Origin of the sequence: Paenibacillus chitinolyticus NBRC 15660 (assembly GCF_000739915.1) — a bacterium.
Taxonomy (GTDB): Bacteria; Bacillota; Bacilli; order Paenibacillales; family NBRC-103111; genus Paenibacillus_F; species Paenibacillus_F chitinolyticus.
In genome coordinates, this window is the sequence record NZ_BBJT01000005.1 from 455,136 (window position 1) to 471,690 (window position 16,555).

Consider the following 16,555-nt stretch of genomic DNA (forward strand, 5'->3'; position numbering starts at 1 on the left):
GTCTGCCCAAGCAATCAGCCAGGAAAGAAGGGATGTTACATGAGCGATGTCGGCATTGTCATGCCGGTGTATTTGCAGAGGCCGTCTTATTTACAGGAAGCGATCGAAACCATCCTTAACCAGACCTATGCGGATTTCCGCTTTATCATCGTGATCGACGGAGTATCGGAACAAATGGGACCGCAGATCCGGCAGTTGACCGCCCACGACAAACGCGTGGAGATTTTGGAAAACAAAAGGAATGTAGGCGTATCCGCTTCATTGAACCGGGGATTTAAGCGGCTTTTTAAAGATCCCCATATCCGGTATGTGACCTGGGTGTCGAGCGACAACCGCACCCATCCGTACTTTATCGAGCTTCTGCGGCATGAGCTTGCGCATGCGCCAGAGGAAGTGGGGCTGGTCTACAGCTGCTTCCGGGAAATAGACGCGGACGGACTGCCGCTCCGCGACGAGGCCTTTCAGGAGGAATTCCGCCGGTATCAGAATAAGCCGAAAGAGGAACTTCTCGACGTGTGCATTGTAGGTGTATCTTTTATGTACAAATCGCGCTTCGCCCGGAAAATAGACGGATACCGCATGGAACCCGTCGAAGACTACGAATATTGGCTGAGATTATCTCATCTGTGCGAGCTGCGCTATATCCCCGTAGAACTCGTGGAATACCGGGTCGACTCGGATTTCAGCATTTCCGCCAAGCTCAAGGGTTCTGTCGAGCAGCACAGGCGCTGGCGTCACGCATTCCGTTTGGCCAAAAAGGAGGCCAGGGAAAGACAAAATATTCCTCTGGAAACGACCGTTTACTTACCGGTGACCGATGCGTCCGAGAGTCTTCCCGACCGGCTCGACTGCCTCCTGGACCAATACTACAGCAACTTTCAGGTGATCGTGGTCGACGTAACCCCAGGCCGGGCTTCGGCGGGTTTACTTCACGGGATACGGGACCCTCTGCTGAGCACCCGCTTCCTTCCCGGCATGCCGCCTGTCGAAGCCGTTCATGCCTGCCTGAAAGGGCTTGCGACCCCGTTCGCCGCGATCGCATACCGGGAGCGGGATTTTGAATACATGGATCTGCAGGTCTTGACGGCCGCCCTGCGCGCCGCTCCCGAGGGGGCTTACTCCGTTTGCTACAACGGCGACCGGAGCGATCTCGCGTACCGCTTTGATCCTCGTGCAGGCATGCCCGCAACCGAACTGTTTCGTTCAGCGAAGCTGAAGGAACTTTTGCTCCCCAAGTAAACGGCTGCAGTCCTTTGCACCCCTGTCTCTATCGTGCGCGTACGCGAAATAACGCTTGGCGGAGTCCGCCAAGCGTTATTAACCGTGCTGCTTCACATGCCCGATTCCAAGTTCGCCCAGCATGCAGGAAAACTGCCGGGCGTACAGATCCGGAGAAAACACTTCCGCCGCATGACGGCTCGCTCTGAAGCGGATTTCCTCCCGCAGCGGGACGTTGTCCATGATCTCCGAAATTTGCCGGAACGCCTCTTCATGGTCGTCGTGGGGATAGAACCTTCCCGTTACGCGGTCCGCGATAAAACTTCTGACTCCGTCCGAATCCGTCGAGACGACGGGACACCGGCAGCACATGGCTTCCAGCACGGCATAGCCGAATCCTTCCACGCGTGAGGTCGAGAGCAGCACGCCGCCGGAATCGCCGATGACGGAATACTGCCGTGCCATTTCTTTGTGCGGCAGGTTCGCCTGCACCGTCAAGCGGGAACCCAGCTCGTAATCCGCAACCAGCTTACGGAACTCCCCCTCTTCCGATCCGAGCGTATTGTCCACGTACATGCGGATTTCGACCGGGCGGTCCCGCGTTTTGAACAAGCGTGCGACCTCCAGAAGACTCCGCCAGTTCTTGTTCGGCTCGATCCGTCCGACCCACCCGATGATGGGAACCGGCGCGACGGGATGCCTTTCAAAGCGGAAGCTTTCCATGTCGATACAATTATGAAAGCTGAACCTTTTCATCCGGGCGTAGTACGTCTCGAACATCCGGATCAGGTGCGGGGTGCGGGGGCACAGCATGGCATCGGCGTGCAGGGTAAGCAGCGGTAAAACCCGTTTCATAACAAACTCCGCTTCCTCCACGCTCCCCAGTCCCTGCGCCTCGTAAATGATTTTGCCCGTGTAGCCGCTTGACCGCAGGGGAAGAATCAGTTCGGCCACCGTCGAGATGATAACCGCCTCGAACCGTTCCCGGTTGACAAGCTCCGTAATCTCTTTCTCGTCTTTCGTTACGTAAACGGGCACCCCGTCCAGGTTCTGCATCCCCGTTCCTTCATGCAAATACAGCAGGCTGCACGAGATGCCGATTCTCTTCAGCGCGATAACCCGCTGGCGGTTCAGAGTCTCCATTCCTCCGCTCGGGATATAAAACACGAATAAAAGCTTCATGGCACACCTTCTTTCAAGCTGATGCAAGAGACGGGCGGGGCCTCTAACTCCCGGCTTCCAAGGAAGCGATGCGTGCGGCCAGCAGCGGGTTGTAACGGGCACGCAGCATATCCACCTCGCGCTGGATTGCCGGCTGGTGATTCCGGCTCCCCATCTCCCCGTGGAGCCGGTACTGGGTCAGTTTCTCGTTCACGAACTCGATCCGGACCCCGGCTGCGGCCAGGCGGAGCCACATTTCCAGGTCCTGCGTGTACTTGCACGTCTCGTCGAAAAATCCGTAGCTCCGGAACAGATTTTTGTGCATCAGGACAGTGCACCCGTTGATCGGGTTGTACTGGAGCATGTAGGTGTACAGCTTCGTGGACGTATTGAAATACTCCGTATTTCCCGGATCGGTAGGAAAATTAGGGGCGTACAGGACGTGCCCGTGCTCGCTAATAACCTCGTAGTTCGTAAAGCTGATGTCCGCATTCGCCGAAGCCAGCCCGTTAAGCTGAACCGCCAGTTTATGCGGGTGAAAACGGTCGTCCGAACTGAGCCAGGCGATATAATCGCCCGAAGCGTGACGGATTCCGTGGTTGAGCGCCGAGGCCGTCCCTCCGTTTGCTTTCCCCAAATAATGGACCCACGGCAAGTACGGCGTTATTTTATCCCGATGCAGGGTCGAACCGTCGTCCACTACAATGATTTCTTTGTCGGGATACGTCTGGTTTAGCGCGCTGACGATCGCCTGATCCACATAAGCACAATTGTAAAAAGGGATTATGACGCTCACCCGGGGCGGCATTTCCCACCTCCTTCCCGCAGTCGCCTGCCCGTTATCTGTGTTTTTTAACCCCTTTGCCGGCTTTCCCCTTGCGGGATTTGACCGCTTTAGCCGGGCGCTTGCGAAGCCGGGCGGCCGGGCGTCTGCGAGACCGCAATGCCGTGTGCCTTCTTCCGGACAGCAACCGCCTCTGGCTTCGCGAATGCCGCAGCAAATCGTTCCGGTAACGGCTGCGGACGCTCATAACCTCCTCCCAAATGGCAGGCTGGTACAGCATCGTCCCCATGCCGCCGTGATGGCGGTACAGCGTAAGCGGGGCATCCAGGAAATCCAGCGAAAAACCGGCCAGCAGCACGCGGATCCAGAACTCGTAATCCTGGGTATACCGGAGTGTCTCGTCAAAATATCCGACCGCTCTGAACAGATCCCGGCGCATCATGACCGTACAGCCGTTGACGGGACAGATCGACAGGAAAGCGCGCGTAAATTCATGGGGATACCGGTATCTGGACGCCACATTCGCCTTCGTGACGGCTCCCGCCTCGTCGATCTGGTCGAAGGCCGTATGGCTGAAGATCGAGTTCCGTTCCAGCATGAACTGCACCTGACGCCTGATTTTATCCGGGTAAAAAAGATCGTCGGAACTCAGCCAGGCTACATAGTGCCCCGTGGCGAGAGCAAAACCCATATTCAGAGCGGAGGCGGCTCCCCCGTTTTCTTTTCCGAGATAAATCAGCCGGTCCATATAGGGCTCCAGTTTTTCTTTGTGCAGCGTGGAGCCGTCATCCACTACAATCAGTTCGATATTGGTATAGGTCTGGTTCAGCACGCTGGAAACCGCCTGATCCACGTACGGACAGTTGTAGAAGGGAATCACGACCGTTACTTTCGGCAGCATGCATTCACCTCTTTTCCTTCAAAGGTGGGAGCGCTCGTCAGTTCCGCCTGTAATACTCCAGCGCATCCGACAGGGACGTTTCGAAAGAAATCCGCGCGGACCAGCCCAGCGCCTTCAAAGCCGAGACATCCACCGGTCTGACGGGATCCGGGCGCGGCTTGTTCTCGACCTCCAGAGGCAGCGCCGCCGGACTCAGCGAACGGAAGACCGAGACGATCTCGCCCAGCGGACGAAGCCGCTCCGATCCGATGCGGTAGACCGCCCCCGGCTCGCCGTGGCCGAGAATGGTTTCATAGGCCGAGACCGCGTCCCGCACATCGAGGTAATCGCGCTCCTCGCCGAGGGACGACAGCCGGAACGGTTCCGACGGGCCGCCCTTCTCCAGGGCCGCGATTTTGCGGGCGAGCAGTCCGCAGATGCCGCCGGAAGGACCCGGGCCGACCAGATTGGACGGCAGCGCCACCATGATCTGCTGCGAGAACCACCGGTGCCAGGAGCGGGCGGCGTACAGCAGCAGCATTTTGCTGAAGCCGTACGGATGCGGGAGCGGCTCGCCGGGTTCCGCCGCCCCGAGCATGGAGCCCGCGACGAGAATCCGCGTGCCGGGCCGCGTACGCAGCGCTTCCAGCAGATACACGGAAGCCATCAGGTTCGCCTGCAGGAACGCAGCCGGGTCCTGCCACGATTCAGTGACGGAATTGCGCCCGGCCAGGTGGAGCACCCAGTCCGGACCGGTTTCCGCGACCAGCCTCTCCACGTCCTCACGCCGGGTCAAATCGCAGGCATAGAGCTTTCCGGCAGGCATGCCGGTGCCGGGCTTAGCGGACCCGGGCTCTTGCAGCACACTTGGCCCATTCGGCCCGGGCGGCACGCCTGAAACATCCTCGCGATGCGGCACGACCGGCGCCTCCCCGTTTCCGGGCTTCGCGTGCGCCGGTCCCTCGTTTCGGACCACGGCGGCGACCTCGTAGCCCTTGGAAACAAAATAATCACAGGCGGCGCGACCCGTAAACCCGCCCGCCCCGGTGATCAGGATTCGAGGCATTGCACACACATCCATTCATCCATTTCCTTGAGCATCGTTTCATACCCCGGAATGGCGTAGTTCAGATCGCCGCGCGTATTTTTAAGCGTCCGGTTCAATCGGACGGAAGCGTTTTTGCGCACCTCTAAATCCGTACGCCCGAACTGCTTGCGGAACAGATTCAGCAGCTCGTATTTGCTCACCTTGACGGGTGCCGTCAAATGTACGAGGCCCGTTAGTTCCGGACGCTGCAGCGCATGCTCGACAAATTTGGCGAGTTCCAGCGTCGTAACGCCGTTCCAGTAAGCTCTCGTGTAGCCGCCCACTTCTCCCTCCCGACTCAGGAACCACTGGAGAAGCCCGATGCCCGATTCTCGGATTTCAGGACCGATGATCGACGTGCGGATCGTCAGGTGCGGGGCCTTCCGGACCTCCCCAAGCGCCTTGGACCGCCCATATATACTGGTGCCGTCCGGCACGTCATCCTCCGTATGGTCCCCCCGGCGTCCCGAGAAGACACAGTCCGTGCTGATATGAATAAGCCGGCCCCCGGCTTCGAGGGCGGCTTCCGCCAGATCGTGCGGGAAAATCCCGTTGACGCGATAGGCGTTAACGGGGTCCGCTTCGGCAAACTGATTTAGCACACCGATACAGTTAATGACGGCATCGGGACGGAACGTTGCGATAATGCCCCTGATCCGGGCCGTATCTCTGGCATCGGCAAGCAGCCCATCCCGGTCGCTCCCGTCCCGCGTTGTATAAGCGACTTGAAATCCGGGCAGACGGCGCAAATACCGGACCATCACATGTCCCGCCATCCCCTGCCCGCCGGTGACGAGCAGCTTCATGCAAGAAAACCTCCTTTAACGAGCAGAGCGCGGATCGCCTCTTTTTCCATCACATTGTCTTTGGACGAAAAACTGCTGATTTCCGCCTTGGGATAAGAAGCGTAGTGATCCTTGAGTCCGGGAATTTCAAGAGTCGGCAGAATGACCAGATATACCTCGTCGTAAAGAACCGTCGTCTGGCTTTCGAATTCCGTAAGCAAAATCTCGTGGATCTTCTCGCCGGGTCTCGTTCCGGTTTCCACGATGGCCACTCCCGTCTTGCCGGAAGCTTCGATAAGCACGTCGGCCAGATCGAGAATTTTGCAGGTCGGCATCGTCATGACGAATATCTCGCCGCCCACACTTTCTTCCGAAGCTTTGAAAAGCAGGGATATCGCCTCTTCGAGCGTCAAGAAAAAGCGGGTCATGGCCTTATCCGTAATCGAAATCTGATTTTTCTCGTGGATCTGCTTGTGGAACAAATGAATCACGCTGCCGTTGGTTCCCAGCACGTTGCCGCCCCGGACACAGACAAACTTCGTATCCGTCCGCAAAAGGTTGGCTTGCACGATCAGCTTCTCCCCGATCGCTTTGGTCATACCGTAGAAGTTGGAAGGATTGGCCGCTTTGTCCGTCGAGATGTAGATCACTTTCTTGACCTTGTTCTCAATAGCCGCCTCGATCACATACTGGGTGCCGACTACGTTGGTTTTGAGCGCTTCGTAGGGCTGCTCCTCGCAAACCGGAACGTGCTTGAGGGCGGCCAGATGGAACACATAATCCACCTCCTCCGTCGCGCGAATCAATGCTTCGCGGTCGCGGATATCCCCGATGCAGAAACTGAGGCGGTTATCTTCAAAAGAGCGCTGCATCGCCACCTGAGTCGATTCGTTCCGGGAAAACACAATGATTTCCTTGGGGTCCTGAGGAAGAAGCTGCCGGATCAATTCGTAGCCCCAAGAACCGGTTCCTCCGGTTACCAATATCCTCGTATTACGAAACATGAAGGTTCCCTCCCAGTACATATTTCACGACTTTTGCCGATACGTCCGTGTCCAGATAGCCTTCCGGGCATTCCCATTCCCGGGGCATACCCGTCATCAGGCCGGTGGCGGATACAATCCGTTTCGCATCCAGTCCCGACACCACATTGCTGCCGCAGTCAATCGTCTCCGGCCGCTCGGTCGTCCGGCGCACGGTAACGGTAGGCACGTGGAAAATGCAGCACTCTTCCTGAACCGTCCCGCTGTCCGTCAGGACGCAGTCCGCATTCTTTTCCAGCTTCACGAAATCAAAAAATCCGAAAGGCTCGTGAAACTCGACCAGCGGATGAATACTCAGGCTGTCTTCCGCCTCCAGACGGGACTTGGTGCGGGGATGCAGGCTGCACAGGATGCGTTTGCCGAAGCGTTCCGCCACCCCGCTCAGGCCGTTCATGATTTCGCGCAGATGAACGGGATGATCCACATTCTCCGCCCGGTGGATGGTTGCCGCGAAATACCCGCCCGGCGTCAGATTCAGACGCTCCAGCACGTCGCTTTTCTCGATTTGACCGCCGTAGTGCCGCAGCACCTCGTAGATCGGATTTCCGGTACGGACGATGCGCTGGCTAGGTACGCCCTCCCTGACAAGATGTTCTTTGCTCTGTTTCGTGTACGGCATATTTATCGTGGACACCGCATCGATAATGCGGCGGTTTTTCTCCTCGGGAACGGTCAGATCGTAGCAGCGGTTGCCCGCTTCCATATGAATGACGGGAATGCCCATTCTCTCGGCCAGTACCGCGCCCAGGGCGCTGTTCGTATCACCCAGCAGCAGGACACGGTCGGGCCGTTCCGTGTTCAGGATCGTCTCCAGCTCGCCGAACATCGTCGCAAGCTGCGCACCCAGAGACTGCTGCCGGTCCTGGAGCACATGATCAGGCTGCCGCAATCCGAGTTCCCGGAAGAACACGTCGCTGAGCGTATACGTAAAGTTCTGGCCCGTGTGCACCACGACATGTTTCTCCGCCAATTCGTCAAGCTTGCGCATGATCAGGCTCAGCCGGATAATTTCCGGCCGTGTGCCGAGCAACGTCACGATTTTCAACGGTGCCACCTTCCTTCCGTGATAGGCTGATTGCCGCAGATCGGCTGCGGACGGGCTGTCAGGCCGCCCCACGCAAGCTCTAGCGGCGGGCCTGCTTGGCGCCGGGGCGCCTCTTGCGCGCCGTGCGCACGCTCTTGCGGCGGGCTAGCTTGGCGCCGGGGCGCCTCTTGCGTGCCGTGCGCACGCTCTTGCGGCGGGCTAGCTTGGCGCCGGGGCGCCTCTTGCGCGCCGCGCGCACGCTCTTGCGGCGGGCTAGCTTGGCGCCGGGGCGCCTCTTGCGTGCCGCGCGCACGCTCTTGCGGCGGGCTAGCTTGGCGCCGGGGCGGGGCGGCGGTGCAGCTTCGTCCGGGAAGCTCAGGACCGTGCCGACAGGCCGGGAATCCAAGAGCGCCTTCGGAACCTTCACCACGCCCGCCCCGAGCCGCTGCCGCTGCGCTCCGGTCACCGGGTGACGGATGCCGTCCCGCAGCAGGTAGAGGCCCGGCCGCCTCCCCCTGACGATAACCAGGGGCCCGGGCACGCCGTCAAGGACGGGCGGGACCTGCGGCTGCGGATTGTTTTGACGGGCCGCCAGCTTGTTTTCCAGTCTTGCCAGAAGATGCTCCTGTCTGGACCGGTAAGCCTCGATGCCGAAGACGCTCCGGACTGCGGAGAGGTTCAGTACCCCCGTCTGCATCCGCAGAAGCGGGTCCTCGACCAGCTCTCTCATCCGTGCCGCGAGCGTCCGGGTATCTCCTTTCGGCACAAGAAAACGGGCATTCCCGGTATGCCCCAGAACTTCCCGCAGTCCGCCGGAATCGAAAGCGATCACCGGCTTGCCGAACATCATGCCTTCCAGCGCGGTCATGCCGAAGCCCTCTTCCGTCAAGCTCGGAACGACAACGAAATCCATGGCCGTATAGAGGGAGGCCACTTCTTTTTTAAACGCGGTCCAATGAAATCTTCCGCCGTACCCCGAACGGACCGTCAAATCACGACAGTGCCGGTAAAAACCGGCGTCCGTCGGTTTTCCCGCTATCAGGTAACGAACATGAGGGTAAGCGGGACAAAGCTCCAACGCGGCCCCGATAAAGTGATCCAATCCCTTGAGCGGATAAATGTCCGAAGCGATATAGCCCGCCAGCACTTCGCCGCTGTCGATGCCGAATCCGGCTCTGCGCCTCTCGCGCAGCACGCTCCAGTCACCGCCCCCCATCGTTTCCTCATGCCAGGACGGATACATCACGATCTGCGATTCCGCCTCTCTGACGCCGAAAGGGGCTAAAGTCGCTTCCGAGATCCCCGCCACCAGATCCGCATGCCGGTGGATAAACTCCGCCGAAACCGGCGTGAAAGCCGTGTCCGTCATTTTTTCCGCAATCATCCAGAGCACCGGAATCCCGAGAGCCTTGGCCGCCACAGGGGGCAGTACGTTGACACATGTATTAGAGATGACCAGATCAGGTCGATATTGACCGAGCACGCGCAGCAATTTTGCCAAAGCCCCCGGCTCCCTGGCCGGCAGCCCATCCAGTTGTCCCGCAAGACCGGCATGCGGGGTGTACATCTCCCACACGAGCGGGAACGGAACAACCAGGGTATAAATGCCGGCCGCCCGCGCCTGCCGGGAAAGAACACCTTCACCCGGTACGACCAGGATGCAGTCATGCCGTTCTTTCAGTTCCCGGGCCATGAAAAGCAGCAGCTTCTCGGCTCCGGTTATATGCTGTCTGGAGCACAAATGCGAGAACAGCATGATCCTCCGTCCATTCATCGGATACATACCTGCGGATCAGATATGGTGTTCACCTCCTTATCTGTGTGGGTAGTACAATATATTAGCGGGACATTCTACAAGGCACGACAGTTGAACCCGTAGCATTCGTACAATTTGGAAAAACACAAGACGTTTTCACGAAAAATCGGCCTTCCTCATCCCGGGCGCCGCGGCGGGCATTACGCGCCTGCGCGGAAACGGGGCGGCTTGACGAAATCCGGCCGCAAAAAAGAGGCTGTCCCCAAGTCACTTTCGTAACTTTTGGGACAACCTCCGGCGGGTATCCGCACCTGAACGCTACCCGGCGGCCGCCTCTGCCAGAATATGCTCTCCGTCCGCCACGCCCTGGGAGAAGCCGGCCTGGAAACCCGAATCGTACCCTTCGTTAAATGCCTGACTATGTGCGGCACCGACCGCGGTTCTGCGTCTCCCGGAAGCGGACAGGAGACGTTTTTTCCTCAGCCCTTTCCCCCGGCCGGCTTTCGCGCTTTTCTTCTTGCCTCCGATCCCCTTCGGGAGAACAACTCCCGCTTTCCTTCTTTTCGCGGCTGCCGTCCCGGATGCTTTCTTTAGCCCGGCCGTCCGCCTTTTTTTTACCCGTGCCGATTTGGCTCCTGTCTTTTTGTTCATGGTAGCTCTCGCCCCTTCCCCGCAAGTGATACGGGCAGGCGGCTGCCGCGCCTACGCGCTTCCTTCACTATAGGCCGCTGCCGTCCCCGCCGCTTTCCGGTCGCGTCCCTATTGCACGCAAGGAATCTTCGGAAAAATCAACCGAATACGACCCGGAACAACTCCGTCAGCCGGTTCGTAAATGTATGCTCCCTCATCGTCCTGCTCATTCCACGCAGGGCAATTTCCCTGCCTTCTTCCTCATGGGTCAGGTAATACTCCAACTTATCGCGGAGCTCTGCCGCCGATCCGTAGGTCACGATTTCCGTGCCGATCTCGTAAAAACGGGACAGATCGTTCCGGATATCCGTCAGTTGAAGCACGCCGCAGGCCGAAATTTCGAACGTGCGCGGGTTGGGAGACACGGCTTGGATTCTGCGGCTGTTGTTGTTAAACTGTTCATCATCGTAGGCCCGATGCAGATTAATAACGATTTTCGAGCCGTTGTAGTAATCGGCCGTTTCCTCGGGACCCATCCATTTGTTGAGATTAATTTTCCCGGACAATTTGGAATAGGCGGCGAGCCGATCCCACCATAGGCCCGTAAAGTGAACGTCGTATTTAAGCAGCGTGGGCGTTATGGAATTAAAAATCTGGACCCGGTTCCAATACCCCGACCCTACGAAACATGCTCCCCTGTTGTTCCCTGCCGCAACGGCTTTGGGACGGTACACGGAGGAGTCCACGGCAAGGGGCAGATAGTAAACGTTCGGACATCCGCTTTCGGCATAAAAGCTGACACAGTTCAGCTCTATCGTGAACACGTAGTCGAAAGACAGCGCCAGATTCAGCGTCACGTCCGTATAATACGGATCGTCCAGCAGCCAAACGGCGGTTTTGATTCCCCATTTGCGGATCAGCTCCAGCTGGTCCATGGGCAGCATCATCCCATCGAGCACCAGAACAAAGTCGGGCATTTCCCGGGCAACCGTCAAGGCCAGATCCGGAACAGGCTGGGCAAAAACGAGTTCCCGCACCATCGGCCGTATCGTTTCGATAATCCCCGTATCCAGAGGGGAATAAGGAAGCCCTTTCCCGGACGTTACATAGAGTACTTTTTTATCCCAAAAAGCCGTGGGCGCAAGAGAAATCCGGTTCATAATCGATTCGCACCGGCCCAGCCGGTAACCGGCCTGGGCGCCCAGGGCGTACCCTTTCTGCCAGTCTTCCGCTTGTTTTACCGCGAAAGAACGGCTTCTTTTGGACAGAGCAGCCACCTGCCCCACCTCCTTCTGCAAATTCCGTCTAGCCGAAAACGATTTGAAGCAGTTGGCTAAGCCTTGCTTCGAAGCTGTGGCTTGCGCGCGTCCTCATCAACCCCCGGACGGCTATCTCTCTTCTTCTTTCCTCGTTCCGAAGGTAATAAAGCAGCTTGCCCGCACAGTCCTGCGGAGACGTGAACGTCTCTATTTCCGCACCCGGTGTATACAATTCCGCGAGATCCCCGCGCAAGTCCGTTAATTGAAACGAGCCGCAGGCCGCTATTTCATAGCTGCGCGGGTTGATGGAACCCGCCGGCAGCCCGATTTTATTTTTACTGTACACGGGATCGAGGGGAGCCCGGTGCAGGTTTAATACGATTCTGGCGCCGTTATAATACTTCGCCGCTTCGTCCATCGGCTTCCATCCCAGGTGAATGCCTCGGCGAAACTGCTTGTAGTGCTTCAGCCGGTCCCAGAGCGCCCCGATCAGCACCACTTTTCTCCCCGTCAGCGCGGGAGCCAGCGCATCGATAAAATCAATGCGGTTCGGAAAGGCGTTCCCGATAAAGCACACATCGCTAAGGTAGGACGGTTCCGCCGGCTGCGGGTAATAAATATGCCCGGCCGCGGCCAGAGGCAGATGGTACACGCGCTCGCACCCCAGGGACCGGTAGTACGCGACCGCATTGCGCTCATGAGTAAAAATGTAGTCGTAATGAGGCACAATCGCCGGCGTGAGATCCATAAAATACGGATCGTCCGCGAACCAGATAGCCGTTCGGATGCCGAGCCCCCGGACTCCGTCCGCCTGGGCCAGATGATCCTCCGGGAACACATGGAGTCCGTTCAGCACCAGCATCATATCCGGCCTGGAGGCGGCGGCCGTCTGCAGCATGTGCTCCGGCGCGCACACGATAAGCTCCCGCGTCAAGGCCGCCAGCCCCTGCTGGATTCCCGCATCGATCGCTTCGAAACCCTGCTGGACAAACAGAACCCGCTTCTCGAAAAAACCGAAGGCCGGAGCGGGAAGCCGGTTCAGAACCGCCCGGGAGCTGCCGTATCGGCAGCCTTGTTCCCAGCCCCGGATGTACCCTTCGCTCCGGGCTTTCTCCGGCGTTTTCACGGGATGCCGGCCGCGTTTAACCCGTTTACGCATGGCTGGCTTCTCTCCCGTCCGCCAGATCCGTCAGGAGAAAGTGTCGGAGCGCTTCCTTCCACGGCCGGAGCGGCTTGACGCCGATCGCCCCGGCAGCCGTATCGGCCAGCGCCGAGTGTGCCGGTCTTGCCGCCGGGAGAGGAAACATGTCGGCCTTGGCAGGGCGCAGCTTCACGCCTTCTATGCCGAGAACCCGGATGATCTCTCGGGCGAATTCGTACCGGGTGCAAACGCCTTCATTCGAGCCGTGATAAGTCCCGTATTCCTCCGTTTCAAGGAGCGAACCGATAAAGACGGCCAGATCGTAGCTGTAGGTCGGCGATCCGAATACATCGTCCACCAGTCTCAGTTCGGCTCCCCTCCTCGCTTTCTCCACGATTTTGGCGACGAAATTATTGCCCCCGCGGCCGTACAACCAGGAAGTCCGGACGATAAAATGACGCTCGCACAGCATCGACGCGAATTTTTCCCCATGCAGCTTGGAGGTCCCGTAAACACTGAGCGGATTCGGTTTATCCCGTTCAATATAAGGAGCGCCTTTACAGCCGTCAAACACGTAATCCGTGCTGACGTAGACGAACTTCGCTCCGATGCGCTCAGCCGCTTCCGCCATGTGCCAAGTGCCTGCGGAATTTACACGGTAGGCCCGGTCGATCTCGCGTTCCGCCCCGTCCACGTCCGTATAAGCCGCCGCATGGATAATAATCTCGGGCTGTTCCCGGAATACGGCCGCGTCCACGGCCGCTCCGTCTCCCACATCCAGCTCTTGCCTGGTCAATGCTGCAAGCTTGTGCCGCGGAGTCAGTACCCGGACAAGATCGCTCCCGAGCTGTCCTCCCGCTCCGGTAATCAGTATTTTCATGCGGGACCGCCTCCTTTCAAGAGATGATGGCCCCGGTATTCTCCGCTTAAAATCCGCTCCCACCAGGTCCGGTTCCGGACATACCAGTCAACCGTGGAGCGCAGTCCCTCCTCAAACGTATAAGCAGGCTTCCAGCCCAGCTCGCCGGTCAGCTTGGAAGCATCGATCGCATATCTTCTGTCATGACCCGGCCGGTCCGGAGCAAAGGAGATCAGCGTATCGGGTTTGCCAAGTGCCTTCAGGACGGTCCGGGCGACTTCGAGGTTCGTGCGCTCGCTGCCTCCTCCGACGTTGTAAACTTCACCCGGCCTGCCGGATTCGAGCACGGCGGCGATCGCCGCGCAATGATCTCCGACATGAAGCCAGTCGCGCACATGCTCCCCGTCCCCGTAGAGAGGCAGCGGCAAATCCCGCAGCGCCCGGATGATGAGAGTCGGGATCAGTTTTTCCGGAAACTGCATCGGCCCGTAATTGTTGGAGCAGCGTGTGACGGCAACCGGGTATCCGTAAGTTTCGTAGTAAGCCCGCGCCAGCAGATCCGAGCCCGCTTTGGAAGCCGAATAGGGACTGTTGGGCGCAAGTGGAGTCTGTTCGGTAAAAACGCCGGAGGTCCCGAGTGTCCCGTATACTTCGTCCGTGGAGACATGGACAAATTTCGGGACACCCTCACGGCGCGCGGCTTCCAGCAGTTGCTGGGTCCCCAGCACATTCGTCCGCACGAAAGTGGCGGGTTCCCGGATGCTCCGGTCCACGTGAGATTCGGCGGCGAAATGAACAACAGCGTCTATGGAGGTTCCGCCCATAAGCCGCTCAAGAAACGGGGCATCCGCGATATCTCCGCGAATAAACCGGTAACGGGGCGAATCCTGAAGATCCGTCAGATTATACGGGTTGCCCGCATACGTAAGCAGGTCCAGATTAATCAGCGAGTCCTGCGGATGGCGGTTGTGCCAGAACCGGATAAAATGACTTCCGATAAACCCCATACCGCCTGTTACGAGGAGAACGGCCATTACCCTTCCTCCTCCTTCCACACTTGGCGGATCGCTTCATATAGGGATTCGTGAGTTCCCGCATCCACCCACCAATTGCTCAATATCCGGTAGGCAAGCCGTCCTTTAAGAGCATACGCGTTGTTAACGTCCGTAATTTCCAGCTCTCCCCGCTTGGAGGGACGGCATGTTTTCAGAACATGGAACACCTCGGCGTCATAGAAATAAATCCCCGTCACACTGTAAGAGGATTTCGGCCTTGCCGGTTTTTCATCAATATGGACAATCCTTCCGTCCGTCAAAACAGGCACGCCGTACCGTTCAGGGTCGGGGACTTCTTTTAGCAGCACCATGGCTCCTTCAGACTGGCTTTCGAAATCGCGAAGAAACGGCTCCAGAGAATCCTGAAAAAGGTTATCCCCGAGCAGCATCACGAATTTCTTATCCCGCCCGATAAAACGCTCCGCAAGACCGAGCGCTTCGGCAATCCCCCCGGCCTGCTCCTGGACCGCGTACGTAATGGAAACGCCCCACTGCGAGCCGCTCCCCAAATATTCCGTATACAGACCGGCGGATTGCTTGCCCGTGACCAGCAAAATCTCTTTCACGCCCGCTTCCTTCAGCTTCATCACGGAATAATGAATCATCGGATATTTCCCGACAGGCAGAAGATGCTTATTCATCAGGTTCGTCAGGGGACGCAGTCTGCTTCCCGTGCCACCCGCCAGTATAACTCCTTTCACCGGACATCCCCCTTTCCCACATGCTTTCCGGAAAACAAGAAAGCCGCTGCCAACCTTCACGATTTAGTTTCCAGTTCATACCTGAAGATCACATAGTAAATCATATGCTTTTCCCTATTCCGCGAATAAGGACTCCCAACCACTCCTCTCAAAATTGGCTTTTTTACGGGGCTATCTAGCCCGGTGTAAAAAGAAAAACCTTCCCGTCAAAGGAAGGTTTTGAATGATCGCTCTTTAAAAGCTTATTTTTTTAAAAGCTCAGTCTGCCGAATCAGCCTTAGAGCCGACCGCGATCCAGTTTAAAACGACGTCGAACGCGAGCCCCGGCTGTGTCCGGACAATTGAGAGAACGGCCGTATTCTCCGTTTTTTGTTTGCATACCGCATAGCAGGCCGGGTGACTGGCTGTTGCCACAAGCACGTAAGAGGCATTCGCAAAAGGTTCCTCGAAGGAGATGTCGATTTCCAGCCCATCGTCCTGCTCCTCGAAACGGAAGTCCGCCAAACCAAACTGCTGAAGCACGGCCTTTTTGCTCGAAGGAGCCTGCACCGGCCGGAAGGCCAGTTTGCTCTCTTCTACGGCACCTGCCGCCAGATGCCCGGCATGCACCGATTCCGGGGCTAGCTTCGCTTCCGTTACGGAGGCTTCCGCCAGATGGATCGGCTGGACCGCGCCTGCGGAAATTTTGCTGAAAGTAACGCTGCCCTCGGCCAAATGGCCGTTCTCGACGGATTGGCTCCGGAGATGACCTGCCCCGACGGAACCCGAAGCGAGTTTGTCTTCCGTGACAGAACCGTTTGCGAGATGATCCGTGTCCACGGCATCGTCTTGCAAATGCACGCTTCCTACGGCCGATGGCGCCAGCTTAGCGGAAGATACCGCTTCGTCCGCAAGCTTTTCACCGGTCACCGCCCTGTTCGCGATAAGGAGAGACAGAACCGAGGAAGCCTGCAAATGCCCGCTCGCCACAGATCCCATCGCCAGGTGATCTTCCGTGATGCTGTTCGGAGCCAAGTGGGTTCCGTGTTGTTGATCGGCAAGCTCCCGGATCGGAAGCGCGTCCGGATGAAGGTGCGCCAGCGTGATCGTTCCCGGCTGGACGTGATCGCCGGTTACGGCACCTTGTGCCAGCGTTTCACTTGTTACGGCTCCTGCCGCTAGCGCCTCGCTCG

Annotated in this window: 16 protein-coding genes; 1 reads left to right on the forward strand and 15 read right to left on the reverse strand. The window is 58.1% G+C overall.

Annotated elements, in window-relative coordinates; all coding sequences use genetic code 11:
- The first annotated feature begins 39 nt into the window (after positions 1-39).
- Positions 40-1,239, forward strand: coding sequence for a glycosyltransferase family 2 protein (locus PCH01S_RS15320; RefSeq protein ID WP_042230646.1), 1,200 nt, complete (start codon positions 40-42; stop codon positions 1,237-1,239).
- Positions 1,240-1,317: 78 nt separating this feature from the next.
- On the opposite strand, the gene PCH01S_RS15325 is transcribed toward PCH01S_RS15320, so the two are convergent.
- From PCH01S_RS15325 to PCH01S_RS15395, 15 genes are all read right to left on the reverse strand, one after another.
- The gene (locus tag PCH01S_RS15325) at positions 1,318-2,400 is read right to left on the reverse strand and encodes a glycosyltransferase family 4 protein (RefSeq protein WP_042230648.1); all 1,083 of its coding nucleotides are present in this window, start codon (positions 2,398-2,400) and stop codon (positions 1,318-1,320) included.
- A gap of 43 nt (positions 2,401-2,443) precedes the next feature.
- Entirely contained in the window at positions 2,444-3,187 is a 744-nt protein-coding gene (locus PCH01S_RS15330; RefSeq protein ID WP_042230650.1) for a glycosyltransferase, read from the reverse strand.
- A 31-nt stretch (positions 3,188-3,218) separates the two neighbouring features.
- Positions 3,219-4,064, reverse strand: coding sequence for a glycosyltransferase (locus tag PCH01S_RS15335; protein WP_042230651.1), 846 nt, complete (start codon positions 4,062-4,064; stop codon positions 3,219-3,221).
- A 37-nt stretch (positions 4,065-4,101) separates the two neighbouring features.
- Positions 4,102-5,109, reverse strand: a complete 1,008-nt coding sequence (locus PCH01S_RS15340) for an NAD-dependent epimerase/dehydratase family protein (RefSeq protein ID WP_241688733.1) — start codon at positions 5,107-5,109, stop codon at positions 4,102-4,104.
- Entirely contained in the window at positions 5,094-5,936 is an 843-nt protein-coding gene (locus PCH01S_RS15345; protein WP_042230654.1) for an SDR family oxidoreductase, read from the reverse strand. The genes PCH01S_RS15340 and PCH01S_RS15345 overlap by 16 nt, the downstream gene beginning before the upstream one ends.
- A complete protein-coding gene (locus PCH01S_RS15350) occupies positions 5,933-6,919 on the reverse strand; it encodes a polysaccharide biosynthesis protein (protein WP_042230656.1) in 987 nt (328 codons plus the stop codon). Before PCH01S_RS15350 ends, PCH01S_RS15345 begins: the two co-directional genes overlap by 4 nt.
- The gene (gene wecB, locus PCH01S_RS15355) at positions 6,909-8,003 is read right to left on the reverse strand and encodes a non-hydrolyzing UDP-N-acetylglucosamine 2-epimerase (RefSeq protein ID WP_042230657.1); all 1,095 of its coding nucleotides are present in this window, start codon (positions 8,001-8,003) and stop codon (positions 6,909-6,911) included. Before wecB ends, PCH01S_RS15350 begins: the two co-directional genes overlap by 11 nt.
- Before the next feature lie 79 nt (positions 8,004-8,082).
- Positions 8,083-9,756 carry a glycosyltransferase gene (locus PCH01S_RS15360; protein WP_164977154.1) on the reverse strand — a complete coding sequence of 558 codons (1,674 nt, stop codon included), beginning with the start codon at positions 9,754-9,756 and terminating at the stop codon, positions 8,083-8,085.
- 300 nt (positions 9,757-10,056) lie between these two features.
- Positions 10,057-10,389 (reverse strand): hypothetical protein, encoded by a 333-nt coding sequence (locus PCH01S_RS31035; RefSeq protein ID WP_042230658.1) that lies wholly within the window; start codon positions 10,387-10,389, stop codon positions 10,057-10,059.
- Positions 10,390-10,526: 137 nt separating this feature from the next.
- Positions 10,527-11,645 carry a CgeB family protein gene (locus tag PCH01S_RS15370; RefSeq protein ID WP_042230659.1) on the reverse strand — a complete coding sequence of 373 codons (1,119 nt, stop codon included), beginning with the start codon at positions 11,643-11,645 and terminating at the stop codon, positions 10,527-10,529.
- Between the two features lie 28 nt (positions 11,646-11,673).
- Positions 11,674-12,786 carry a CgeB family protein gene (locus tag PCH01S_RS15375; protein WP_042230660.1) on the reverse strand — a complete coding sequence of 371 codons (1,113 nt, stop codon included), beginning with the start codon at positions 12,784-12,786 and terminating at the stop codon, positions 11,674-11,676.
- Positions 12,779-13,648 carry a dTDP-4-dehydrorhamnose reductase gene (gene rfbD / locus PCH01S_RS15380; protein ID WP_042230661.1) on the reverse strand — a complete coding sequence of 290 codons (870 nt, stop codon included), beginning with the start codon at positions 13,646-13,648 and terminating at the stop codon, positions 12,779-12,781. The genes PCH01S_RS15375 and rfbD overlap by 8 nt, the downstream gene beginning before the upstream one ends.
- Positions 13,645-14,661: a dTDP-glucose 4,6-dehydratase gene (rfbB, locus tag PCH01S_RS15385; RefSeq protein ID WP_042230663.1), complete on the reverse strand. Its 1,017-nt coding sequence runs from the start codon at positions 14,659-14,661 to the stop codon at positions 13,645-13,647. Before rfbB ends, rfbD begins: the two co-directional genes overlap by 4 nt.
- A complete protein-coding gene (locus PCH01S_RS15390) occupies positions 14,661-15,383 on the reverse strand; it encodes a sugar phosphate nucleotidyltransferase (RefSeq protein ID WP_042230665.1) in 723 nt (240 codons plus the stop codon). The genes rfbB and PCH01S_RS15390 overlap by 1 nt, the downstream gene beginning before the upstream one ends.
- Before the next feature lie 258 nt (positions 15,384-15,641).
- On the reverse strand, positions 15,642-16,555 hold a 914-nt coding region (locus PCH01S_RS15395), incomplete at its 5' end, for a WIAG-tail domain (RefSeq protein WP_042230666.1).